Raw genomic sequence first — 22,154 nt, 5'->3', positions numbered from 1 at the left:
CAACAGGGACATTGGAGGAAACAACGGTCCTACCCGCGCCGGCGGGCCACAGCGTAGGAAGGTTCGCGGAGTCGCCTCGTCCAGTCGTAGGTACCGGCTGTGGGCAGGGGATTGAGGACCGGATCAAATCGCTCTGTGGTGTCTTCGCCCAAACCGTCGGCAAGCGTGAGCGTCAGGGTTCCCCACCTGGTCCACGCACCGAGAGGGGTGGCGTGATGCAGTTCCAGTGTCCAGGATTCGTTACCAAGGATCGAACGGAAAGTACCAGGTTCCATAGGTAGCTTGGCTGGCCCGTCGATGGTTCGTGCTGCTATCAGAACAGGTCCTGTCTCTGACTTGTACGGCATCATGCTCGAAAAAACGGCCAATGCGGCGTCCCGTCGAAGCCGGAGAATGAAACGGCCAACGCCGGTCGGTCCAGTCGTGGCGAGGAGCGTGTCCGCCAGTTTGTCCTGCTCTGTAAAGCGCACTGCAAGCCCGATGATGTCAGGGAGGGCATACGGGAGCCCGATTGATCGCGAGAGCCGGGCCTCCACCTCGCTGGTGCCGGCGGTGTCCAACCATGGGATGCCGGACGGCAGGCGAGCACCGGTGTCCCTTTCCAAGGTTCCGACCAAGCGGATGCCCTGTGGATGGATCGGCCGGTGCGGTCGCGCTGCTTTGATCGCCCGGAATACCTCAGCAAACGCGAACCCTGCAATGGCTTGGATCTTGCTGCTCAATGTCTCCACATGATCACCCTATGCGGGTGCTACGGCGAATGACAGGCTCCTGCCTTTCATGGGCACGGCAAGCTACGAGCATCACGGCAATCTGGAGGGCCTCAGCACGTTGGCGTCCCCTGCCTTGTTGGGGTCCAAGAGCACCGGACTGACCAAGACAGCCGGCCCTCGATGCAGCAAGCCGCCGGCAACCACCTGGCATCGGACGCCGCCGCGCCCCCGCATCGCTTTGTGGGCCCCTGGAGCGAGCATTTCGTCCATCCAAGCACACGGGTGGGCTGGGCGGCCGGCCTTCAACCGCACCACATCTCCACCGGACTCAAGGGTGAACTCATGGCCAAGCAGTGGAGCCAGCTCGACTCCCCGCACCATCACGTTCCGTCGGGTCAGCAGGGGATCGAGGGGACCGGCTCCGAGTTCCGCGGCGATCGATTCAAGAGCCTCTACGGCAAAAACCGTCACAGCAGCGTCCATGTGCGCTGCCTTGCCAAAGAACCTGTCGCCAACAATTCCTTTGCCAGTCACCAGTTCCGCTTGGTCGGCGTCAGTGGTGGTGACATCGGCGGCGCCCTCCCGGGCACGGCCAAAGTAGGCGTGCGCCGGCGACACTAAAAGGTGAAGCACCTCGACGTCGTACCTGTACTCGGTGGTCATCCCTCAACGCTAATCCCCTGACGGAAGTATTGCCTCTAAAAGTAAAGGGTGCTTTACTTCCCTCATGAGTAAAGCTTCCTTTACATCAAGGCGGACGCCGGTCCATCACTACGTCCTTGCTGTCATCCTCGGCGCCATCCTGACCATCGCGGTCGCACTGTTGGTGGGAGCGTCAAACCCGGGCGACTTTTGGCCTGCGGCAGGGATCGGCGCCCTGTGTGCCGCCTACCCAGCCATGTCTCTCGGAACCAGGGTCTTCGTTTCACGCCACACCGTCACCCGTGATCAGCATGGCGAGCAGAGTGTGGAGCTCCAGTGGATGCGGCAGGCCGGTGCCGGAGCGTTCCTCGACGTGCTGGTTGCCACCATCGTTGCTGCCGTGGTCCTGGCGGTTGGCCGGTTTCAGATCGAAGCACTCCCGGTCTTGCTCGGGCTTGTGGCGCTGAGCGCCTTGGATGCCGGCCTGCGCTACCTTGCCGTTCGGCACCGTGCGCTGAAGTGAAGAACAACATCGCGGAGCGCCGGGCCGGGCGACGATGGACACAAGCTGACCTCGCTGCTGCCCTGGGGGTGTCCAGGCAGACGGTCATTTCCATCGAGCGGGAAAAGTTTGACCCCTCGCTGCCCTTGGCGTTCCTCATTGCCAGGACGTTCGACTGCGCCATCGAGGACATTTTCACTACCGATTAAAGCGCTGTGGCCTACGCCGCAGCGCTTTGGCCGCCTCCCGGATACTGTGGCACGGTGAACTTTGCTGAGGCTGCCGACGGCACCGAACTCGCCTGGGCGTCAAAAGGCGAAGGCGAGCCAATGCTGTTGATCGCCGGACAGGCAACCTCCATGGATGGCTGGGGCCCGACGGCGGAGCTTCTGTCCCGCTCTTACCGTGTCATCAGCTTCGATCACCGCGGGATTGGGCGGAGCGGGAAGGGCGACGCTGAGCGCTACACCACGAGGCTGCTTGCCGAAGATGCTGCTGTGGTCCTCAAAGCCGCCGGCGCGGATTCAGCACATGTGTACGGCCACTCGATGGGCGGGCGTATTGGCCAATGGCTGGCCATTGATCACCCCCAGAAAGTTCGTACGCTGATCCTCGCAGCCACGAGCGGTGGCATTTGGCCGGATGCCAGCGCCCAGCCGAAAAAGGCTGCCCTGGAAGCCTTGGTCAGTGGGGACATGTCCCGATTGGAAGAGCTCTTCTTCGAGGCTGAGTGGGTCCGCGCACATCCCGAAGCGACCCACACATTCTTCAATTCCCGCTCATCGGCGTGGGCTAAAGCCCGGCACTTCAGGGCCAGCCGCGAGCATGATGCCTGGAGCAGTCTCAATGCCATCCAAGCCCCCACCCTGATCCTTCACGGCACCAGGGATGCGTTGACCCCCTTGCCCAATGCACTCCTGCTTCGCGAGCACATTCGCGGCTCGGTACTGGTGCGTGTCCCCGGAGCTGGACACGGCCTTCATCTGGATCACCCGGAGACGGTTGACTGGATCCGGCAATTTATCGCCCGAAAGGCCAGCTAACGCGCAGGAACCCTCAATACCTCGAGCGCTGCCACAAGGTACGGGATCGGATCCGGATCTGACCCCGCCGCCCATTGCATCCATGCCTCAAAGGTGGTGGCAAGGTACGCGGCGCTCAAGTAGCGTGCCGCGGAGTCGGAAAGACCGTTCTCCACAAGGAAGGCGAGCGTCCTTTCGCGCTGTGGTGCCAGGGACTCGTAGCTGCGGCTGGTCAGTTCGGCGTGCTCGGCGATCAACCGGAGCCGTCCGCGGGTCACGGCCAGATCGGGAATGACCCCGACCCCGGCGGCCGCCGCCTCACGCAGCCCGGCCAGCACATCGCCGTCGGGCTTTCCGTGCTGGTGGAACGATCCGAAGGCGAGCGTTGACGCTTCGACCACGGGTTCGGTGCCACCCCAGACCAGGTCCGCCTTGCTGGCGAAGTAACGGTAGAGGCTCTTGCGGCCGATACCGGCAGCGCGGGCGATGTCTTCCATGGAGGTGTTCTCATACCCGTGCTCGGCGAACAGGTCCAAGGCGAGTCCGGCCACGGCGTCGGCGTCGATGGTGGCGGGGCGACCGCTGGCGCGTGCCGGTTTGGCATCTTCCGAAATCATCCCTCCAGTATTCACTCTTACATAATGACACAGAGTGTCATAAGCTGGGGTGGACCACTCTGCAACCATCGGAAGGACATCATGGGCAACGACGCTTCATGGCAGGAGGCCATCACCTCTGGCCGTTTCGCCGGTCAGACCATCATTGTCACGGGAGCGGCCTCGGGTATTGGCCAAGCCACCGCTTTGCGCATCGCCAAAGAAGGCGGCAAGGTCATTGCGGCCGACATCAGCAAGGACCGCCTGGAGGCCCTGGCGGAGGAAAACAGCGGTCTGGACCTGGTGCCCGTAGCTGGCGACATCTCCACGGAAGAGACCGTGGCCGCGGTTCTGGCAGCCGCCGGCGGGCGGGTGGATGCTTTGGCCAATGTCGCCGGCATCATGGACAACTTCGCCCCCATCCATGAGGTGGACGATGATCTCTGGGAACGGGTCTTCCGCATCAACGTCACCTCTCTCATGCGCCTGACCCGTGCAGTGGTGCCACTCATGCTGGAGGCCGGAACCGGATCGGTAGTGAATGTCGCGTCCGAGGCAGGGCTGCGTGGTTCTGCTGCCGGTGCGGCCTACACGGCATCCAAGCACGCCGTGGTTGGCCTTACCAAGAACTCGGCAGTGATGTACGGACCCAAGGGATTGCGCTTTAACGCCGTGGCTCCTGGCCCCACCATCACGAACATTGTGGCCAACTGGGGATCGCAGCTCGCTGCCGAACGGCTTGGCCCTTTGATGCAGGCAACGATTCCAACCCCCGCCACGGCAGCCCAACTGGCTGCGTCCATCACGTTCCTGCTGAGTGACGACGGCACCAATATCAACGGCGCCATTTTGCATCCGACGGCGGGTGGTCGGCTCTATAGGGTTTTAGCGCCAAGGTGCCGGACCAGCGCGTCCACAATAGGCAGTTGCCCTTTGACGAGTTTGGTCCGGGCCTCGGATTCTTCGAACCAGCGGGCGTCGTCGATCTCCGGGAAATCCTTCATGACACCCGACCCCTTGGGCCACTCCATGGGAAAGGTGTTGCTGATGATCTGCTCCGGCTGGAAGTCATTGGCTTCTGCCGTGAAGGCAGTGATGAGCTTTCCTGAGGGCTGCCGGAAAACGCCCAACAGCTCGTAGGCGGCGGCCGGCGGGGGTGAGCCTATTTCCTCTGCGAATTCGCGTTTCGCAGCTGCCAAAGGGTCTTCATCTTCAGGGAATTCGCCTTTGGGAATGGACCAGGCGTGGTGATCCTTTCGCGCCCAAAAAGGACCGCCCATGTGGGCGATCCACAGCTGCAATTCGCCGCTGCTCACGGTTCGGTAGAGAAGAATTCCGGCACTGCGGATAGGCATGTGTCTTCCTGAAGGACGTGCTGCGTAACGGGCTGTCTTATGAGGTACGGATCTGTCCAGAGTACTGCGGGGGCGTTAACCCCGTTATCCAATTGATGTTGAAACAGTCATATTCAATGCCTAATTCGCTTCCGGCAGCGTCCCTGCTCATTGATAATCGAGGAGTTGCACGTTCCTCGGGGGTGGAACGTGACTGCGGCTTTCGGCAATTGCCGGAGGCGTTTCTGGGCGCATCAGCAGGAGGACACAGCTATGGCATCGTCAATGAGGCTCCTTCCTACCGGGGGAAGAAAAGTAATGGGTTTGGCCGTCGTCATGGCGGTAGGTTTATCACTGTTCACGGGTATCAGCCCCTCACACGCCGCGGACACCACGCCCATGGCTGAGGACCCTGGACCGGTGGGCAGCTTTGCTTGGAAAGGGTTCAACTGGCAGAAGCGTTTTTGGGGCGGGGCGCCCATGTACAACGCAAGCTGGGATGCCAACAACGTCAGCAATCCTGATTCTGACGGGTACGTGAAACTCTCCATCTCCAACCCCACCGGATCCGCTCCGAAGGGCGCGGAATTCCAGTCCACACGCGAAGGCTTCGGCTACGGCACGTACAGCACCACGGTGGAGAAGGACGTCAGCGCGCTGCAGAAGGAAGTGGTGTGGGGCTGCCTCTTCACCTACGATCCCGCAGCGGAACCGGGATACACGGAGATCGACCTCTGTGAGGCATCGGCCTGGGGTGGCGGGGCTGCCTACGGTGAAGACTGGCCTGTCACCCAAGGTCACGGGTACTGGTTCGATGCAACGAAGCCTCCAGGCCAGGGCAACAACACCGTCACCTTCGACGTCACGAACGCTCCTATCCTCACCCATCGAATGGTCTGGGAACCGGGCAAGCTGACCTTTGAGACCTTCGCTGGGGAAGGCTACAGCGGAACGCTGCTGAAAAAGACCATCCTGCAAGGATCCACGGTTCCGCTTCCGGCCAAAGAACAAATCCACTTCAACCTGTGGGTGACCGGGGGCGGAGGCGGCGATGCTGCCCATGTCGGTCCTGAAACGGTCACTATCCGTGATTTCTCCTTCGTGCCGGGCATTCCGTTGACGGCTCCCACTCCAACGGTGAATGGCACAGCGGCTGTGGGGTCAACGCTGACAGCCAACCCCGGAACCTGGACCACTGGAACTGCCCTGACCTACCAGTGGTACAGGAACGGTGCGGCGATCTCCGGTGCGACGACCGCCACCCGTGTTCTTGCGGCTGCCGACCAAGGTACCAAACTGACAGTGAGGGTCACAGGAACCAAGTCCGGGTACGCAACAACCACCAAGGAATCAGCGCCCACAGCCACAGTGGTTGCGGGGACTCTGGTGGCACCCACACCAACCATCACCGGGACGCTGAGCGTGGGCTCCACACTGACAGCAAACCCAGGTACCTGGACGTCCGGAACCACGCTGACGTACCAGTGGTACCGCTCGGGTATTGCGATCACCGGTGCCACCGCCAAGACCTACACCCTTGTAAGCGCTGACCAGGCGGACACCATGAGGGTCAGGGTCACCGGCACCAAGGCCGGCTACACAACGGTGGCCAAGTTCTCGGCGGTTTCGGCTCCGGTCACCTGATCTCCGGGCTACACAATCAGGGGCGATTTAAATGACAAACCCGCAGTTGTGTCGCGCTGGGGGGTAAGCGACACAACTGCGGGACTGCCAGGCCTGGTTAGTTCTTCTGCGCCTTGACGGGGACGATCCTCTTGACGGCGAGGCCGAGTGCCAGCATGGCGAAAGCAGCCAGTGCGAACCAGAAGAGATCGCCCGCTCCGGTCACTGCAAGTGCTCCTGAGCCCATTCCGGCTGCGGTGGCTCCTGCGAGGGGGGCTGCTGGATTGTTGTACATGAGTCGATTACCAAACTTTCTTTCTGTTGAGTGCTGCATCCAGGTACGCCTTGGCGTGAACGGCCTGGAGGAACATATCTATGACGGTTTCGTACATGGTTGCGGCCAGCAACATGTACCTCCAGCCCCGGAAACGCAGGGTTACGATGCGCTCCAGGACGAAGATTGCGGTAACAGCTATCCAGAAGGGGTGGAGGTTCAGGCCCGCTCCGGTGATGAAGGCGAAGATGATGGAGCTGAAGTAGGCCAGTGTCACCATGACACCGATCATGGACAGGAATTGGCGTCCCCAGTACGGCCTGGTGATTTTGGTCCACCCGTACTGCACACAGTTCTCAACTGCGCCGCGCTTCCAGCGAAGCCGCTGTGCCCAGAGTTCACGCCATGTGGGCATGACCTCGGTGACCAGAGTGCAGTTGGAAGGAGATGCGATGCGGTAGCCGAGGGTCAACAGTGCAAAGGAGAGTTCGTTGTCCTCGGTCAGAACCGAGGTGTCATAGACGCCGCCCTTGCCGTTGCCCGGAGGAAGTGTGCCTTCCAGCCGGGCTGAGACCACGTCGCGCAGCGTCTTGACCCGGAACAGGGCTGCCGTTCCGGTAACCACCAGGCACTTGCCGTGGAGGCGCTTCACGTCGCGGGCATAGCGGGCGTACTCGTTGCGCTGCAGGTGTCCGACGAAACCGCCGCCGGGACCGCCGCTGAACACTCCGCCCACTGCGCCGAGCAGTTCGTCGGCCAACAGGTTCTTGGTGGCGTTTTCAATGAAGTCGAGGGCGAGCTGGGAGTCCGCATCCTGAACCAGGATCAAGTCCTCGGGGTCGGCCTCGGGAAGAAGCTCGCTGAGGGCGAAGTTCAGGGCTCCGGCCTTCTTGTCCTTGTTGCCGACGGTCCGCAGCACCTCGACGCCCTGGGCAAGCGCGAGAGCCTCGGTGTCGTCGGTGCAGTTGTCCGCCACCACAATGATGCGGTCCGGGCGGAGGGACTGGTTGTTCAACGAGGTGAGGGTCTCGGTGATGCCGGCGGATTCGTTGTGTGCCGGCACCAGAACGGTGACCACACCACCGGCCGCGCGGTGGGACCCGCGGGGTGCGGCGGCCGTTGCCGGTGAGTCTGCGTCGGCCGTGTAGTCCGTGATTTCCGTGAGCATTGTGATCCCTCCGTTCGTGCGTTGAAGCGTTGACTCACTTAGAGTTCCAACGCCAACGCAAGAAATGCGCAGGGAAAGCGTCAAGGAAATATCAAGGTTTGCTCAGGAGTTCAGGAACGCCGTCACGAAGCGGATTCGAGGACCACTTGTACGTTTTTGGATGCTTCCGGAGGGGCCCTTAAACGCAAGAGGACGACGCCGGCAAGTACCGGCGTCGTCCTCTTGCTTTTGCTGTGAGCTGCTTAGCGGCTCAGGCTCACGGTGAAGGTTTTGGGTCCGCTCAGGGTGACTGCGATTCCGCAGTTTTCTGCAGCTGCCCGGTGTGAGAGGGACTGGACGGCGGCATCGATGGTGTGGTCGATGGCCGACTTGTCCCAGATTTTCAGCGTGATGGAGTCAGTATGTGTCGTCATTGTCAGTACTTTCACTCAGGCCGGTATCAGCCCCAAGCCTCTTCGCCCGGGGCCGCATCCTCGTCGGTGAGGATTGCTGATTCAGCTTGTATGGGAACGAATTCCCTCATTCATGGTTCATGTTGCCCACCACGGTTGACAAGCGAATCCGGCCAAGTGTGACCGATTACACGTTTTTGAATACCCTGTGTAACCGGTGCTGACAGTGAGCTCCCACCAGCGGTCCAACCCGCTGGCGCCCCTGGTCAGCCGTTGACGTAGCCCATGTGCTGGGCGTTGTACCGATCACCGTGGACGCCGATGCTCCGGACGATCGCGTCGAGGTCGGCGCGCTCATCGGCGGAAAGCGCGACCTGCGTTGCGGCCACGTTTTCCTGGATGCGCTCGGTGCGGCGGGTGCCCGGGATCGGCACGATCCACGGCTGCTGCATCAGCAGCCAGGCCAGGGCAATCTGCCCGGGCGTCGCCCCCTTCGCCGCTGCGAGCGTCTTCACGTGGTCAACGAGTGCCTGGTTGGCCGCGAGATTCCCTGCCTCGAAACGCGGGACCCGGGAGCGGATGTCCCCCTCGGTGAAGCTGGTGGAGGTGTCCACGGTGCCGGTGAGGAACCCTTTGCCCAGCGGGCTGAACGGTACGAACCCGATGCCGAGCTCGGCAAGGACAGGCAGCACCTCGGCCTCGGGATCGCGCGTCCAGAGCGAATATTCGCTCTGGACAGCAGTGACTGGGTGCACTGCGTGAGCACGACGGATGGTGTCCGCGGAGGCCTCCGAGAGGCCGAAGTGCTTGACCTTGCCCTCGGCGATGAGTTCGCTGATCGTGCCGGCGACGTCCTCGATCGGCACGGCGGGGTCAACCCGGTGCTGGTAGAACAGGTCGATCACGTCGGTACGCAGCCGCTTTAGAGATTCCTCTGCGACGCGGCGAATCTGGTCTGGCCGGCTGTCGAGGCCGACGCTCTTGCCGTCGCGAATGTCCCAACCGAACTTGGTGGCGATGACGACTTGGTCGCGGATCGGCTCCAGAGCCTCACCAACCAGTTCCTCGTTGACGTAGGGCCCGTAGGCCTCCGCGGTGTCGAAGAAGGTGACCCCTTCGTCGACGGCCGAGCGCAGCACTGCGACCATCTCGTCCCTGCTGCCGGGGTTGGGACCATAGCTCTGGGACATGCCCATGGCCCCTAGTCCCAGTGCGGAGACCTTCAGGCCCTGGCCGAGTGTTCTGGTGTGCATGATCAGTCCTTCGTGGTGAACGTGTCCTTGAGTGGCGGAAGCCCGCCAAGCGACGGTGCCCTGGAACCGCCAGTCCGGGCCTGCAGGAACTGGCCTGCATCGTCCCTGGCGTTCATACAGACAACGCTATTCCGGCCACCGCCGCAGAGGGAGTCCCCACTGGTACCCCCTTCACTGGAGACTCCACTGATCCCTTAGGCCGGCGGCAAATCCAGGGTGTAGACCACCAGCTGCACCTTCGGCGCAGGCCGCTCCTTCTCACGTTCCGGCCGGCGGACGTAGCCCAGGCGCCGGTAGAGGCGCTGAGACGTCTCATTGTCGACGGCGGTGTCCAGCACCACGCGCCCGGCACCACGGGATGCGGCGAGGCGGGCGGATTCGTCGAGGAGTTTTTGGCCAAGACCCGTACGGCGGGCCTCAGGGAGCACAGCCAGCAACCTGAGTTCCACCTCGCCTTCTTCTGCCTGCCGGCTGAGGTATGAGCCAAAGGGCAGGAGGCTGGCAGTACCCACCAGGCGCCCGGTTTCTTCGTCTGCCGCAACCAGCAGCACACCTTCGCGGGCCCTGGCCGCAGCATCCAGCAAAAGGCCGAGGCGCTCTTCGTCGGGCTGATGCGCGCCTGGGAGATGATGACCGAACCCTTCGTACGTCAGCCGCCCCACGGCGTCGTACTCTTCCGGAAGCGCCTCGCGGATCACATACGTGTCGGCGGCGACGGTCTGCGTGGTGGTCATGATTGTCCTTTCGGCTGTGGATCGAGTCCGAGGTGCGATTTCAGCGTGGCCCCCGTGTATTCAGTGCGGGCCAGTCCGCGCTCCTGCAGCAACGGGATGACGCCGGAGGTGAAGCGCTCCAAGTCCTGGGGGAGGAGGGAGAACATCAGGTTGAACCCGTCGGCGGCGCCTTCGGCGTGCCAGCGCTCCAAGGAATCGGCCACGTGCTGCGGGGTGCCGATGAAGTCGTGGTTTCGTTTGTCGCCGGTGAGTATTGAGTAGAGATCCTTGAGCGTGACCTCGTCCTCACGTCCATGGATCTGTTCCCCGGCGGAGCGGAAATCGGTCCGCGGCCGCGCGATGGTGGGAATGCCGGACTGGGCTACCGTGGCGTCCGGTCCCAGCCCGGTGAAGTCGAGTTGGCCCGCGAAGTATTCCTGCAGGAAGTCCAGGACCTGCTGATCGGTGATGAGGCTGTCCAGCTCGCGGATGCGTTCCAGGGCTTCCTCGGGGGTGTCCGCAACAACGGGCGAGATGGCTTGGTAGACGTAGAGTTCGTCTGGATTCCGTCCGAATGCCTCTGCCTGGGCACGGACCGAGTCCCTGTATTTTCTCGCCTGGGGAATGTCCGCGTGGCTGGCAAACAAGGCGTTGGCGAATCGTGCCCCCAACTGCTGCCCCGGAACCGAGGTGCCCGCCTGCGCCAACAAGGGGGAGTGCTGTGGGGAGGGCCCGATGTTGAGCGGACCGGCAACTTTGAAGAACTCGCCCTTGTAGTCCAGCCGGCTGAGTTTGTGGCGGTCGAAGAACCTGCCGGCCTCCTTGTCGTAAAGGAAAGCGTCCTGGTCCCAGGAATTCCACAGGCCCTGGGTGACCTCGACGAACTCTTCGGCGCGGCGGTACCGCAGGCTGTGGTCGAAGTGCTGATCGGCGCTGAAATTACCTGCCGTGCTGTTGGTCAGGTCCCGGGTGGTGACGATGTTCCAACCGACGCGGCCACCACTGATGTGGTCCGCGGTGAGAGCTGCTCGGGCAAAGTTGTAGGGCTCGTCATAAGACGTGGAGGACGTGGCGATGAGGCCGATCCTGTTGGTGACCGCGCCAAGGGCCGTGACCAGGCCGATGGGGTCGAACCTGTTGAGGATACCCGGGTTGGACGTCTCGTCGATCGCCAGGGAGTCGCCCAGGAAGACCGCATCGAACTTGGCGTCCTCAGCGACCCTTGCCAGCCGCACCTGGTGTTCAAAGTCAATGCTGGCCTTCGGGAACGCTGTTTCGTGGCGCCATGAAGCCAAGTGGATGCCGGTGCCCACCAGGTAGGCGAAGAAGTGGATCTGCTGGCGTTCACGGGTGAGTATCTGGTTCATGGGCCTGTTCAGTGCTGTTCGGAGTCAGGAAATGGTTGAGGGACGGCGGCGCTCTGTGACGCAGGGCCGCCGCCCCTCGCGTGCTACTTGGTCTTCTTGATGGCCTCTTCTTCAGCGGTCAGGACTTCCTGCAGCTTGGCCGCTGTCCAGTCAGCCTTGAACTGAAGGTTGCCGTCGTTGAGCTTGGTCACCGAAGCCTCAACTTCGGGCGTGTGATAGGCGTCGACGATCTTCTTCCACGTGGGATCGTCCTTGCGGTCAGCCTTCACCACGAAGCCGTTGATGTAAGGCGCCAGGGATTCCGAATTCAGGTCTTCCTTGAAGATGATCTTCTCGTCGCCCAGTCCGCCTTTCTGGGCCTGCGTGTTGTTGACGACTGCGGCATCCGTGGTTCCCTTGAGCGCGTTCACCGTCTGGTTGCTGTCCACCGGGACAACCTTGATCTTGCTCGAGGTGATCTCTGCGGGTGTGGACAGCGAGTTGCCGCCATCCTTGAGCTGGAGAAGTCCTGCGGTCTGCAGGTTCAGCAGGGCGCGCGCCTGGTTGGTGGGGTTGTTGGGGATGGCAACCTCGGCATCGGCCGGCAGTTCCTCCAGGGATTTGAACTTCTCCGAGTACAACGCCAGCGGGTACACGGCCGTCGCGCCAACAGGAATCAGGGTGCCGTTGCTGTTGACGTTGAACTGGGACAGGTACTTCAGGTGCTGGAACAGGTTGATGTCCACCTGACCCTGCTGGGTGGCGGTGTTGATCTGGGCACCATCGGTGAAGTTCTTGACCTCAAGGTCGATGCCCTGATCCTTCAGCTTGTTCTTCAGGAGGGTCCAGTGCTCCTCGGCACCGTCGTCCACACCGATGACCACCTTGGTGTTGGCGCTGGTTGACGAACCACTTGACGCACCCCCGCAAGCCGATAGCGATAGGGCGGCAACCAGGCCGACGGCGGCAACTAACAAGCGGTTCTTCATGATGCTTCTCCGTACAAAGGGTCTTGATGCGAATGGAAGGTACGGGGTGTTCCCCCTGCCTCACGCTAGGCAGTTGGCCCCGTGGGAATCGAACGCCTTCGCAACACTCCGACGCGCATCGTCAAGGAAAGAAACCGCAGGTCACAGGGGGTCATTGGGTTCGATGCGAGCGCTGTGGCGCTGTTGGAATGGGGACCCAAACAACCCCAAAAGGAGGCTCCGGTGAGCGCGATCGTTTCGCTGCGCGGCGTCAGCAAACTGTTCCCGGTCCAAGGAAGCAACCGCGGCCAGCGCACGGAACCAGTGCGCGCCGTCGACAACGTCAGCCTGGACATCGAAGAAGGAACCGTGGTTGGAATTGTTGGCTACTCAGGTGCCGGAAAATCCACGCTGGTGCGCCTGCTCAACGGCCTGGAGCGACCCACTGAAGGCCAGGTGTTCGTCAGGGACCAGGACATTTCCTCGCTTCCCGAAGGCCAGCTGCGCAAGGTCCGCGCCGGCATCGGCATGATCTTCCAGCAGTTCAACCTCCTGAAGTCCCGCACTGTCTCCGGAAACGTGGCCTACCCGCTCAAAGTGGCTGGTTGGCCCAAAGCGAAGATCAAGCCGCGCGTGGACGAACTCTTGGAGTTCGTGGGCATCGCAGATAAAGCCGGTTCCTACCCGCGGCGACTCTCCGGCGGGCAGCAGCAGCGCGTGGGCATCGCCCGTGCGCTGGCGAACGCCCCGGACATTTTGCTCGCCGATGAAGCCACCAGCGCCCTGGACCCGGAGACCACCCGCGACGTCCTGCGCCTGCTCCGGCGCATCAACAAGGAACTCGGAACCACCGTTGTGGTGATCACTCACGAAATGCACGTCGTGCGCGAAATCTGCGACACCGTGGTGATGATGGAATCTGGCCGCGTGGTGGAAGCCGGGCCGACGTACTCCGTGTTCGCCGATCCCCAGAGCGACTCCACCCAGCGCTTCGTCTCCACGGCTGTGCACGGCACACCGGAACCAGATACGGTCACCCGGCTTGCTGCCGCGCATCCGGGCCGGCTCGTCTCCATCGGCATCTCCGAGGCTGCGCCCACACCTTTGGTGGCGTCCACCTTCGAACGGCACGGTGTCGGCTCCAGCGTCGTCTTCGGCGGAGTCACCGAAATCCAGAACAAGATCCTAGGGACACTGACGTACGAACTCACCGGAAGCGACGCATCGATTGACGCCGCGCTCGCCGACTTAGGCGAGATCACCGCCGTCGAACGCCAAACGGCCGCCGTCGAGCAAAAGACGGCCTCCGCAGACATTGCCGTACCGCACCTGCCTGTCCCCGTGAACGCCGGAGAATAGCCATGACCGACTGGACAACCCTCCTGCCCGTCCTGGGCGAATCCTTCCAACAGACCATCTACATGGTGGTCATCACCGTGCTGCTCAGCGGCATTGCCGGGCTCGCTCTGGGTGTCACGCTCTACGCCACCAGGCCGGGAAACCTGTTCGCCAACAAGGCGGTGTTCTCGGTCCTGAACTTCCTGGTCAACATCATCCGGCCCATCCCGTTCATCATCTTCATCACGGCCATCGCCCCGCTGACGCTGATCGTGATGGGGACAACCATCGGTACTACTGCGGCGATCCTGCCCATGGCGCTGATGGCCGGTGTGGTGATTGGGCGTGTGGTGGAGCAGAACCTGGTGGCCTCCGATCCCGGTGTTGTGGAAGCCGCCCGGGCTATGGGTGACAGCCGCTTGCACATCCTGTGGTCCGTGGTGATTCCCGAGTCGCTGGCGCCGCTGATCCTGGGCTACACGTTCATGATCATCGCCATCGTGGATATGTCCGCCATGGCCGGGTACATCGGCGGCGGTGGCTTGGGCAACTTCGCCATCATGTACGGCTACCAGCAGTTCAACTGGGAGGTCACGCTCGTGACCGTCCTGATCATCATCGTCATGGTCCAGGCCGCGCAGTTACTGGGCAACTTCCTCGCGCAGCGCATCCTCCGCCGCTGACTCTTCCCCCAGGAGAACAACAATGCCTATCGAATTCCTCGGCATGGGTGCCGGCAACGACTCCACGGAGACTTCGCCTGCCACCACGCCGTTCTTCGACCCCCAGTACGCGGCCCGGATCGCCAGGATCCACGAGGACAACAATTGGGACCACGTCCTGTTCGCCTACAACTCCACCACACAGGATCCCTCAGTCCACGCGGCATGGGTTGCAGCAAATACTGAACGGATCCAGTTGAGGTTGGCGCACCGCCCCAACGTTTCCCACCCGACGTTCGCAGCGCGATCCTTCCTGACGTTGGACCACATCGCGCAAGGCCGGTTGACCGTGCACTTCATCACCGGCGGCAGCCAGGCGGATCAGGCCCGCGAAGGCGACTTCCTTGCCAAGGATGCGCGCTATGGCCGAACGCAGGAGTACATGCAGATCGTGCGGCGGGTATGGTCCGGTGGGTCATTCGATTGGTCCGGCGAGCATTACCGATTTGAAAACTTTGCCTCTGGCTTGGGGCCCTTTGCCGGCAAGCGTCCAGGCATTTCCTTCGGTGGGTCCTCCGAGGCGGCGTGGGAGGTGGGCGCTGCAGAGGCTGACATCTACGCACTGTTCGGCGAACCCCTTGCCGATGCCGCATCGCAACAGGAGCAGATCCTTGCGCGGGCCGCTGCCTTGGGACGGGTTGAACCATTGCGCTGGCAAATTGCCTTCCGACCCATCGTGGCGGCAACGGACGAGTTGGCGTGGGAGAAGGCGCACGCCATCCTGAGTACCTTCGAGGCGCGGCGGTCGGCCGGCGAGGTGATTGATCCTGTCCGGCATTACAACCAGAAGCCCGAGGCCGCCGGCACCCAGCGACTCCTCGCCGCGGCCGAGCGCGGGGACCTCCACGACCGCGCGCTGTGGACGGCCCTTGCCAAAGCGGCAGGTGGCGGGGGAGGAAGCGCGACGGCGTTGGTTGGCTCCTACGACACTGTCACCCAGGCGATCCTGGACTACCACGACCTCGGATTCGAGATCTTCGGCCTCCGTGGCTACGACTTCGTTCCTGATGCCCTTGAGTTCGGGCAGCACGTCATTCCACAGCTGAAGCAGGAAGTGGCGCATCGGGAGCAGGGCCGCACCGCCGAGGAAATCCGGGCAAGTCATGCCGCCGCCCGGGCACGCGTCGTGGGCGTACCTTCCTGACCCACTTTCAGCGCCACAACCAGCAATATCAAACCTTTTTGGTTGTTTCTCAGCATCCAAGGCGGCAAAGCAGGTCAGGAAGGAACGCTATGAGGAGCCACGGAAACCACGCTAAACGTTCCGCCCTGTGGCTTTGCCTGGGCGCAGGATTCATCACGCTGTTGGACCAGTCAATGTTCGTGCTGGCGGTACCGGCTATGTCTGCGTCCCTGCACGCCGATTCCGGGTCCGTGCAGTGGATCCTGGCGAGCTACTCGCTGGCGTTCGGCGTCGCGCTGGTTCCCGCGGGCAGACTGGGCGACATCGTGGGACGGCGCACGCTCTTCATTGCGGGTATCGCTGTTTTCGGGGCCTCCAGCCTGGTGGGTGGCCTGGCCACGGACCCATCGCTGGTCATCATCGCCAGGCTCCTCCAAGGACTCGGCGCCGGCACCCTGAACCCGCAGGTCCTTGGACTCCTGCAGGACATCTATTCCGGACACGACCGCGCCAAAGCCCTCGGCGCCTACGCTGCCGCCGGGGGTTCGGCTGCGGTCTGCGGACCGCTGCTCGGCGGAGTGGTTCTTTCCTTGGGCGACCCATCCATCGGCTGGCGGATCCTGTTCCTCGCCAACGTTCCCTTGGTGCTGATCCTGGTTCCCCTTGCCTTCCGGCTCCTCCCGAGGCCTGCCATCAAACACCCCGACGACGGAACCGCGAAACCCTCCATCGACGTTCTGGGCGCCTTGCTGCTCGGCGGAGTGGTGATCGCCTCGCTCATTCCCACGATCTACGGTGCCGGCATCATTGCAGCCACATCGCTGGCGATCGGTGCGGGGACGCTTCTGGCCTTCGCTGGCTGGGAGCTCCTTTATCACCGGCGCGGCCGAACCCCGTTGCTCAGTGCCTCCTTGGTGAAATCAAGGGGCTACGCCTTGGGTACGGTGGTGGCACTCTGCCAGTTCGGCGTCGGTGCCGGAATGGCCGCCGTGACTGCCTTCTACTTCCTCTCCGGGGCGGGGATGGCGCCGTTGGCGGCCGCAGCGATCCTCGCGCCGCAAGCAGCAGGAATGCTGTTGGCGTCCAGCTTCAGTTGGCGCTTCCTTTCCCGATACGGTCGCACCGGGATCGTCTACGCACTGGTGGGCAGCCTGGCCTGCCTGATTGCCAAGGACCTCTTCGTGCAAGGGCTCGACGGCGGTACGGCGGCTCTGGCGGTGGCCGCCGTCGGACTTATACAAGGTGTGGCAACAGGCCTTGTGGTGGCGCCAAACCAGACACTCACCCTCGCCCATGCGCCCGCAGGTGCCGCAGGGGTGGCTGCAGGCTTCTACCAACTCAGCCAACGTTTCGCGGCGGCCCTGTGCTCAGCTGCGGCCGCAGGCATGTTCCTTCAGGCGCACGGAGCGGCCACCAGCCAAGCCTCCAAGGACGCCTTCCACCAAGGCATCGTGATGTGCTGCGTTTTGCTGGGGGTCGCACTGCTCGCCGGCGGACTCGACTGGCTTCGCGAGGCAAGCAACCGCCGAAACGTACGTGCCGTCGTCGTGGCCTCCGGAAAGGAAGCCGCGACGACGGCGGGAGTGCAACCGCCGGAACGTCCGACGGCGGGAGGTACTCAGCGTTCGGAGGCCACCGAATCGGTGGATGCCTGAGCCGATCCGACGGGCGGCGCCGATTCGACGGGCGGGGCGGTCGGCCCGGTGGTGGGGACGCCGGCGTCGCGCAGGGCCGGGAAGCCGCCGTCCACGTGGACGGCGTTGGCGTAGCCGAGGACCTGGAGCTTCTGCGCGACGGGACGTGAACCGTTGACGGAGCCGCAGAACACCACGATCTTCTGGTCCGTACCGCTGAGCTGGGCCAGGCGGTGGGTGGACTCCGGGCTGAAGTCCTCCTCCACATGCTCGCGGTTGACCACCACGGCACCGGGGACGGCTCCGGTGCTGGCGCGGCCGCCTTCGCTGCGGACATCGATCAGCAGCGCGCCTTCTTCGATGAGTTTGGCCGCTTCCTGGGCGGTGATCAGCTGGGTATCCTGCACGTCGTTTTCCGTTACGGCGGTTTCGATGGACATGGTGCTCCCTTTGTTGGTGGTGGGTGGAAAATCGGAAAGCTAGAGACCCCAGGCCTCGGCGAGCAACTGGTACGAGCTCTGCCGATCGGCGGGGTCATGGGCAATGGTGGTGATGAGCAGTTCCTGGGCGCCTGTGGCCCGCTGCAGCGTGCGCAGCTTGTCCCTGACCTGGTGCGGGTCGCCCACCAGCCGGGTGTCCACACGGTCTTTGACAAGGTCATTGGCGTCAGCATCCAAGGGCAGATCCAAGGCATACTCCGGGGAGGGGTAGGGGATGGCGCCCTGTCCGCTGCGAATACCGTGTACCCACTGGGCATAGCCGCGGGCGAGGCGCTGTGCTTGGTGTTCGTCCGGGGCCACCAGCACGTCCGCCGAGACGATCACCTGTGGTTCCTGCAGGGAAGCAGACGGTTCAAAGTGGGCCCGGTATTCGGCAATGGAGTCCAGGACGCCGGCCGGGGCTACGTGATAATTCGCGCCGAAGGGAAGGCCCAACTTGCCGGCGAGGCGGGCGCTGGGACCCGCTGTTGAACCGTGGATCCAGAACTGTGGCGACTGCCCGAGGGCCGGCGTCGCGGTGACTTCCTCGCCATGCCTGGTGCGGTACCCGCCGGTGAAGAACCCGATGATGTCCTGGACGTCGTTCTCGAAGTTGTCGGTATCTCCCGGGAAGCGGCCCAGCAGTTCACCTTGCAAACGGAACTTCCTGGGGAGGACGGCACCGAAGATGGGCCGCGGCGCTGGGATCAGCAGACCGTCAACCACGCGATCGTCTGGTGTGTCAGTCGGGGGCACTACTCCGGGAGCCGGATCGCTGGGCGACTTCGGCGGCCCGGAACGCCCAAAGCCAAGGTCCACACGGTCCGGGAACACCGCAGCAAGAGTGCCGATGCTCTCCGCAATCTGGAGCGGCCTGTAATTTCCCAACAAGGTGGCTGCCGTGCCGACACGGATGGTTTTGGTGGCCGACGCAACCAACCCGGCGAGGATGTGCGGGGCAGAACCAGCAACGCCGGTGTTGAGGTGGTGCTCGGCCAGCCAGTACCGCGAGTACCCTGCAGCCTCAGCGACGCCGGCGAGGGCGAGTGTGCTGCGCAGGGCGTCGCCGGGGGTCTGCCCGGCGGAAACCGGAGTCAGGTCAAGAACGGACAGGGGAGTGGCGGAATGCTTCGGCATGGGACGACACTACGGACGCACCCACACAAGCCAAAGCCCATCAGTCACCCCGCTCAACGGGGCTAAATCCTACGAAATCCTGCGAAACGGACCGTCACAAGCGAGCCGCGAAAGACGTACCAGGAGGGTGCCGCGGACAGGCTAGGGTAGGGACATTTCCGAACAAATAGCACCGAACACTCACAGTCATTTCCTGTCAAACCCTTGACCGAACGGTTGAAGCGCTGGTAAACCTTGTTGGCGGAAAGCGTTTTCTCGCAGACTTCAGCCTCTTGTCCACCAAGCAAGGCGGTGTTGGCTCCGTATGTGAAACGTTCCAATATCGGCTCGCAGACCCCCTGCTGCCCAGCATCAAAGGAGATGTTCTTTGGCTTACCCCTCGAAATGTTCCTACAGCTCCTCCCGTGGCCTTGCATGGAAAGCAGTCCCCATCGCCGCCACCGCTTCCCTTGCTGCCGCCGCCATCGCCCTGACCGGCGTGCCCCTCGCCCAAGCAGCCCCGGCCCAGGTCCAGCAGGCAGCGCAAGCCAACCTTCCCGGCGTCGTGCCTGCCGCGAAGGACGCAGCATCGCTGGAGCGCCAAGTGGAAAACCTCGACCGGGCGCCGGTGGCAGTCCTGACGGACCAGGGTGTCACCGTGAGTTGGCGCATGCTGGGCCTGGACAAGGACAGCATCGGTTTCCAGGTCCTGCGTGACGGCGTCAACATCACCCCGGAGCCCCTCCGCAATGCCACCATGTTCGTGGACGCTGGCGGCACTGCGGAGTCGAGCTACGTCATTAAGGCCGTTGGCAACGGACGGGGCCAGGACAAGCTGACTGAAGCCGTGAAGCCGCTGCCCCAGAATTATCTGGCCATCAAGCTGGACAAGCCTGCCGAGGGTGTTACGCCGGACGGCAAGACTTACACGTACTCGGCCAACGACGCCACCGTGGCGGACCTCGACGGCGACGGCAAGTACGAGGTCATCCAGACGTGGTCGCCGTCCAATGCCAAGGACAACTCCCAGTCCGGCTACACGGGCAATGTCTACGTGGACGCCTACAAACTGGACGGCACCAAGCTGTGGCGCATTGACCTGGGCCGCAACATCAGGGCTGGCGCACACTATACGCAGGTCCTGGCCTACGACTTCGACGGCGACGGCAAGGCTGAGGTTTCCCTCAAGACAGCGGACGGCACCCGCGATGCGGCAGGGACAGTGATCGGGAACGCCGACGCCGATTTCCGCAACGCCGCTGGATATGTCCTGACCGGTCCGGAATTCCTTACCGTCTTCAAGGGTGAGACCGGCACCATCCTGGACACGGTGACCTACGAGCCCGAGCGCGGTGCTGTGACCGGCTGGGGCGACAACTACGGCAACCGCGTGGATCGTTTCCTGGCAGGCGTGGCCTACCTTGATGGCGAGCACCCCTCCATGATGTTCAGCCGCGGCTACTACACCCGGACGGTCCTGGTCACCTACGACCTCGTCAACGGCAAGCTCGTGAAGCGCTGGACCTTTGATTCCAACCTGGCCGGCGATCAGTACAAGGGGCAGGGTAACCACAACCTGTCCGTCGCCGACGTCGATCAGGATGGCAAGGACGAGTTCATCTTCGGTTCCATGACCATTGATGACAACGGCCAGCCGCTCTACAACACCAAGCTCGGCCACGGCGATGCCATTCACACTAGTGACCTCGATCCGTCCAGGCCAGGGCTGGAAACGTTCGCCGTCCACGAAAGCATGAGCCAGAGCGGCAACCGCGGAGCAACCTTCCGTGATGCCGCAACCGGTGAGGTCCTGTGGAGCATCCCGGCCATCAAAGACACCGGACGTGGGGCGGCAGGCGACATCGATCCCCGCTATGCAGGCGCCGAAGGGTGGGCCATCGGCGGTTCTGCTGCCTGGGATTCACCCGTTGGCCAGCTCATGTCCGCCAAGGGTGAGTTGATTGCGGAAAAGATCCCGGCCGCCAACTTCCTGGCTTGGTGGGATGGTGACCTGCTCCGCGAAATCGTGGACCATGACTACGACGCCACAGTGTCCCGCGGCGTTCCCACGATCTCCAAGTGGAACTGGGAAACGGAAACCAGTGACCGGCTCCTGACCGCCGACGGTGCCCGCAGCAACAACACCACCAAGGGCAACCCGTCCATCCAGGCTGACATCCTTGGCGACTGGCGGGAAGAGATCGCGTGGCCGTCCACTGACAGTACCGAGCTGCGGATCTACACCACCACGGCTCCTACCGAGGTGCGGCTGCGGACCCTGATGCACGACACCGTGTATCGGACAGCTGTAGCCCGCGAGAATGTTGCCTATAACCAGCCGCCGCACCCGGGCTTCTTCATTGGCGAGGGCATGCAGGCTCCGGCGATTCCCGCCGTTGTCTACACCGGCACCAAGAACTAGCCGCAGCTGTCAATGAAAAGTGCCGCCCGGGTCGCGTTGACCCGGGCGGCACTGATTCATTTGCTGTGGACACTACCGCTGTCCTGGCAGGCCGCCCATCGGCGGAATAAAGCCCGGACCTTGACCTTCGCCTTCCTTCCGCTCCGCAGCGCTGCGGGTGTCGCTCTCGGCGGTCTCGTCCGAGTCCCCATCAACGTCTGCCAGACCGTTGGTCTGGTCGAACGGGTGGGTGACAGGATCGACGATTGGCGTTGACGCGGCCGCTGTTCCTGACGCGGCCGCAGTTCCTGACGCGGCCGCAGGTGCCGCGGTGGTTCCTGCAGTCGTGCCCGTCTCCGGGGTCTGCTTTTCGATGTACTCCTTGAACTTCTTCAAGTCTGACTCAGCCTGCCTTTCAACGATATGCAGCTTGTCCCCCAGGAACTCCAGAACGCCATGCGGTTCGTACTCCAGGGACAAGTGCAGTGACGTCTGGCTGGGACCAGCTTCCTTGAACTCAACCCAGCCGGCGTTTTTGGCACCCTCCACGGCGGCCCAGGCCACGGCCCGGTTATGGTCCTGTTGAACGATTTTGGCTTCCCAGCGACGATGGACGCCGGCGATTTCGGCCACCCATTCGAGGCGGTCCTCACTGAGCCGCGTCACGCGTTCCACTCCGCCCATGAAATGCGGAAATTCCTCGAACTGCGTCCACTGCCAGTAAGCCGTACTGATCGGAACGTTGACCATGATTGTCTTGTTTACTTTCGTGGTCATGATGTCCGTCTCCTCCTC

23 protein-coding genes and 1 pseudogene are annotated in these 22,154 nt (G+C 62.9%); 10 read left to right on the top strand and 14 right to left on the bottom strand.

What is annotated here, in order from left to right:
• Nucleotides 1-29: 29 nt before the first annotated feature.
• Both AYX22_RS18475 and AYX22_RS18470 read right to left on the bottom strand, forming a co-directional pair.
• The gene (locus tag AYX22_RS18475) at nt 30-731 is read right to left on the bottom strand and encodes a hypothetical protein (RefSeq protein ID WP_207594828.1); all 702 of its coding nucleotides are present in this window, start codon (nt 729-731) and stop codon (nt 30-32) included.
• A gap of 72 nt (nt 732-803) precedes the next feature.
• Entirely contained in the window at nt 804-1,376 is a 573-nt protein-coding gene (locus AYX22_RS18470) for an MOSC domain-containing protein (protein ID WP_207594826.1), read from the bottom strand.
• A 64-nt stretch (nt 1,377-1,440) separates the two neighbouring features.
• On the opposite strand from AYX22_RS18470, the gene AYX22_RS18465 reads away from it, so the two are divergent.
• From AYX22_RS18465 to AYX22_RS18455, 3 genes are read left to right on the top strand one after another with little or no spacing between them, the layout of a single operon-like run.
• Nucleotides 1,441-1,878, top strand: a complete 438-nt coding sequence (locus tag AYX22_RS18465; RefSeq protein WP_207594824.1) for a hypothetical protein — start codon at nt 1,441-1,443, stop codon at nt 1,876-1,878.
• Nucleotides 1,875-2,066 carry a helix-turn-helix transcriptional regulator gene (locus AYX22_RS18460; RefSeq protein ID WP_207594822.1) on the top strand — a complete coding sequence of 64 codons (192 nt, stop codon included), beginning with the start codon at nt 1,875-1,877 and terminating at the stop codon, nt 2,064-2,066. The genes AYX22_RS18465 and AYX22_RS18460 overlap by 4 nt, the downstream gene beginning before the upstream one ends.
• Nucleotides 2,067-2,120: 54 nt before the next feature.
• Nucleotides 2,121-2,900 carry an alpha/beta hydrolase gene (locus tag AYX22_RS18455; protein WP_207594820.1) on the top strand — a complete coding sequence of 260 codons (780 nt, stop codon included), beginning with the start codon at nt 2,121-2,123 and terminating at the stop codon, nt 2,898-2,900.
• Here AYX22_RS18455 and AYX22_RS18450 read toward each other — a convergent pair.
• A complete protein-coding gene (locus AYX22_RS18450) occupies nt 2,897-3,496 on the bottom strand; it encodes a TetR family transcriptional regulator (RefSeq protein ID WP_207594818.1) in 600 nt (199 codons plus the stop codon). The two genes, AYX22_RS18455 and AYX22_RS18450, sit on opposite strands and share 4 nt — an antisense overlap.
• 24 nt (nt 3,497-3,520) lie before the next feature.
• Between AYX22_RS18450 and AYX22_RS18445 the strand changes: the two are divergent.
• A pseudogene (locus tag AYX22_RS18445) lies at nt 3,521-4,276 on the top strand (SDR family NAD(P)-dependent oxidoreductase); the annotation flags it as partial.
• A gap of 74 nt (nt 4,277-4,350) precedes the next feature.
• Here AYX22_RS18445 and AYX22_RS18440 read toward each other — a convergent pair.
• Nucleotides 4,351-4,830: an NUDIX domain-containing protein gene (locus tag AYX22_RS18440; RefSeq protein ID WP_207594816.1), complete on the bottom strand. Its 480-nt coding sequence runs from the start codon at nt 4,828-4,830 to the stop codon at nt 4,351-4,353.
• 297 nt (nt 4,831-5,127) lie between these two features.
• On the opposite strand from AYX22_RS18440, the gene AYX22_RS18435 reads away from it, so the two are divergent.
• Entirely contained in the window at nt 5,128-6,453 is a 1,326-nt protein-coding gene (locus AYX22_RS18435) for a hypothetical protein (protein WP_207594814.1), read from the top strand.
• Nucleotides 6,454-6,550: 97 nt separating this feature from the next.
• Here the strand turns inward: AYX22_RS18435 and AYX22_RS18430 are convergent, their stop codons facing one another.
• From AYX22_RS18430 to AYX22_RS18400, 7 genes are all read right to left on the bottom strand, one after another.
• Nucleotides 6,551-6,727, bottom strand: coding sequence for a hypothetical protein (locus AYX22_RS18430; protein WP_207594812.1), 177 nt, complete (start codon nt 6,725-6,727; stop codon nt 6,551-6,553).
• Between the two features lie 7 nt (nt 6,728-6,734).
• Nucleotides 6,735-7,874 carry a glycosyltransferase family 2 protein gene (locus tag AYX22_RS18425; protein WP_207594810.1) on the bottom strand — a complete coding sequence of 380 codons (1,140 nt, stop codon included), beginning with the start codon at nt 7,872-7,874 and terminating at the stop codon, nt 6,735-6,737.
• Nucleotides 7,875-8,116: 242 nt separating this feature from the next.
• Entirely contained in the window at nt 8,117-8,287 is a 171-nt protein-coding gene (locus AYX22_RS18420; protein ID WP_198318270.1) for a hypothetical protein, read from the bottom strand.
• Nucleotides 8,288-8,532: 245 nt separating this feature from the next.
• Nucleotides 8,533-9,519, bottom strand: coding sequence for an aldo/keto reductase (locus tag AYX22_RS18415; RefSeq protein ID WP_207594808.1), 987 nt, complete (start codon nt 9,517-9,519; stop codon nt 8,533-8,535).
• A 194-nt stretch (nt 9,520-9,713) separates the two neighbouring features.
• A complete protein-coding gene (locus AYX22_RS18410; protein ID WP_207594806.1) occupies nt 9,714-10,253 on the bottom strand; it encodes a GNAT family N-acetyltransferase in 540 nt (179 codons plus the stop codon).
• Nucleotides 10,250-11,599 (bottom strand): LLM class flavin-dependent oxidoreductase, encoded by a 1,350-nt coding sequence (locus tag AYX22_RS18405; RefSeq protein ID WP_207594804.1) that lies wholly within the window; start codon nt 11,597-11,599, stop codon nt 10,250-10,252. Before AYX22_RS18405 ends, AYX22_RS18410 begins: the two co-directional genes overlap by 4 nt.
• An 83-nt stretch (nt 11,600-11,682) precedes the next feature.
• Nucleotides 11,683-12,567, bottom strand: a complete 885-nt coding sequence (locus AYX22_RS18400; RefSeq protein ID WP_207594802.1) for a MetQ/NlpA family ABC transporter substrate-binding protein — start codon at nt 12,565-12,567, stop codon at nt 11,683-11,685.
• A gap of 222 nt (nt 12,568-12,789) precedes the next feature.
• On the opposite strand from AYX22_RS18400, the gene AYX22_RS18395 reads away from it, so the two are divergent.
• The 4 genes from AYX22_RS18395 to AYX22_RS18380 all read left to right on the top strand — a co-directional run bounded on the left by AYX22_RS18395 (nt 12,790) and on the right by AYX22_RS18380 (nt 17,384).
• Nucleotides 12,790-13,905 (top strand): methionine ABC transporter ATP-binding protein, encoded by a 1,116-nt coding sequence (locus AYX22_RS18395; protein ID WP_207594800.1) that lies wholly within the window; start codon nt 12,790-12,792, stop codon nt 13,903-13,905.
• A gap of 2 nt (nt 13,906-13,907) precedes the next feature.
• On the top strand, nt 13,908-14,567 hold the full coding sequence (locus tag AYX22_RS18390) for a methionine ABC transporter permease (protein WP_207594798.1): 660 nt from the start codon (nt 13,908-13,910) through the stop codon (nt 14,565-14,567).
• 22 nt (nt 14,568-14,589) lie between these two features.
• Nucleotides 14,590-15,750 (top strand): LLM class flavin-dependent oxidoreductase, encoded by a 1,161-nt coding sequence (locus tag AYX22_RS18385; RefSeq protein ID WP_207594796.1) that lies wholly within the window; start codon nt 14,590-14,592, stop codon nt 15,748-15,750.
• An 89-nt stretch (nt 15,751-15,839) separates the two neighbouring features.
• Entirely contained in the window at nt 15,840-17,384 is a 1,545-nt protein-coding gene (locus AYX22_RS18380) for an MFS transporter (RefSeq protein WP_207594794.1), read from the top strand.
• On the opposite strand, the gene AYX22_RS18375 is transcribed toward AYX22_RS18380, so the two are convergent.
• On the bottom strand, nt 17,348-17,803 hold the full coding sequence (locus AYX22_RS18375; RefSeq protein WP_207594792.1) for a rhodanese-like domain-containing protein: 456 nt from the start codon (nt 17,801-17,803) through the stop codon (nt 17,348-17,350). The genes AYX22_RS18380 and AYX22_RS18375 overlap by 37 nt on opposite strands.
• A gap of 39 nt (nt 17,804-17,842) precedes the next feature.
• Nucleotides 17,843-18,979, bottom strand: a complete 1,137-nt coding sequence (locus AYX22_RS18370) for an LLM class flavin-dependent oxidoreductase (protein ID WP_207594790.1) — start codon at nt 18,977-18,979, stop codon at nt 17,843-17,845.
• A gap of 367 nt (nt 18,980-19,346) precedes the next feature.
• On the opposite strand from AYX22_RS18370, the gene AYX22_RS18365 reads away from it, so the two are divergent.
• A complete protein-coding gene (locus tag AYX22_RS18365; protein WP_278251937.1) occupies nt 19,347-21,380 on the top strand; it encodes a rhamnogalacturonan lyase in 2,034 nt (677 codons plus the stop codon).
• Nucleotides 21,381-21,452: 72 nt separating this feature from the next.
• Here AYX22_RS18365 and AYX22_RS18360 read toward each other — a convergent pair whose 3' ends face one another.
• Nucleotides 21,453-22,136: an SRPBCC family protein gene (locus AYX22_RS18360; RefSeq protein ID WP_207594789.1), complete on the bottom strand. Its 684-nt coding sequence runs from the start codon at nt 22,134-22,136 to the stop codon at nt 21,453-21,455.
• Nucleotides 22,137-22,154 lie beyond the last annotated feature (18 nt).

The sequence above is a fragment of the Arthrobacter sp. D5-1 genome (assembly GCF_017357425.1).
Taxonomy (GTDB): domain Bacteria; phylum Actinomycetota; class Actinomycetes; order Actinomycetales; family Micrococcaceae; genus Arthrobacter.
The sequence above is the reverse complement of the archived record's forward strand: the minus strand, read 5'-3'. Positions and strand labels throughout refer to the sequence as shown.

Bases quoted from the DNA above. Each gene is read 5' to 3' on its own strand.
- AYX22_RS18470 (WP_207594826.1), bottom strand. From the start codon at position 1,376: ATGACCACCGAGTACAGGTACGACGTCGAGGTGCTTCACCTTTTAGTG.
- AYX22_RS18465 (WP_207594824.1), top strand. From the start codon at position 1,441: ATGAGTAAAGCTTCCTTTACATCAAGGCGGACGCCGGTCCATCACTAC.
- AYX22_RS18450 (WP_207594818.1), bottom strand. From the start codon at position 3,496: ATGATTTCGGAAGATGCCAAACCGGCACGCGCCAGCGGTCGCCCCGCC.
- AYX22_RS18440 (WP_207594816.1), bottom strand. From the start codon at position 4,830: ATGCCTATCCGCAGTGCCGGAATTCTTCTCTACCGAACCGTGAGCAGC.
- AYX22_RS18435 (WP_207594814.1), top strand. From the start codon at position 5,128: ATGGGTTTGGCCGTCGTCATGGCGGTAGGTTTATCACTGTTCACGGGT.
- AYX22_RS18430 (WP_207594812.1), bottom strand. From the start codon at position 6,727: ATGTACAACAATCCAGCAGCCCCCCTCGCAGGAGCCACCGCAGCCGGA.
- AYX22_RS18425 (WP_207594810.1), bottom strand. From the start codon at position 7,874: ATGCTCACGGAAATCACGGACTACACGGCCGACGCAGACTCACCGGCA.
- AYX22_RS18420 (WP_198318270.1), bottom strand. From the start codon at position 8,287: ATGACGACACATACTGACTCCATCACGCTGAAAATCTGGGACAAGTCG.
- AYX22_RS18415 (WP_207594808.1), bottom strand. From the start codon at position 9,519: ATGCACACCAGAACACTCGGCCAGGGCCTGAAGGTCTCCGCACTGGGA.
- AYX22_RS18410 (WP_207594806.1), bottom strand. From the start codon at position 10,253: ATGACCACCACGCAGACCGTCGCCGCCGACACGTATGTGATCCGCGAG.
- AYX22_RS18405 (WP_207594804.1), bottom strand. From the start codon at position 11,599: ATGAACCAGATACTCACCCGTGAACGCCAGCAGATCCACTTCTTCGCC.
- AYX22_RS18400 (WP_207594802.1), bottom strand. From the start codon at position 12,567: ATGAAGAACCGCTTGTTAGTTGCCGCCGTCGGCCTGGTTGCCGCCCTA.
- AYX22_RS18390 (WP_207594798.1), top strand. From the start codon at position 13,908: ATGACCGACTGGACAACCCTCCTGCCCGTCCTGGGCGAATCCTTCCAA.
- AYX22_RS18385 (WP_207594796.1), top strand. From the start codon at position 14,590: ATGCCTATCGAATTCCTCGGCATGGGTGCCGGCAACGACTCCACGGAG.
- AYX22_RS18380 (WP_207594794.1), top strand. From the start codon at position 15,840: ATGAGGAGCCACGGAAACCACGCTAAACGTTCCGCCCTGTGGCTTTGC.
- AYX22_RS18375 (WP_207594792.1), bottom strand. From the start codon at position 17,803: ATGTCCATCGAAACCGCCGTAACGGAAAACGACGTGCAGGATACCCAG.
- AYX22_RS18370 (WP_207594790.1), bottom strand. From the start codon at position 18,979: ATGCCGAAGCATTCCGCCACTCCCCTGTCCGTTCTTGACCTGACTCCG.
- AYX22_RS18360 (WP_207594789.1), bottom strand. From the start codon at position 22,136: ATGACCACGAAAGTAAACAAGACAATCATGGTCAACGTTCCGATCAGT.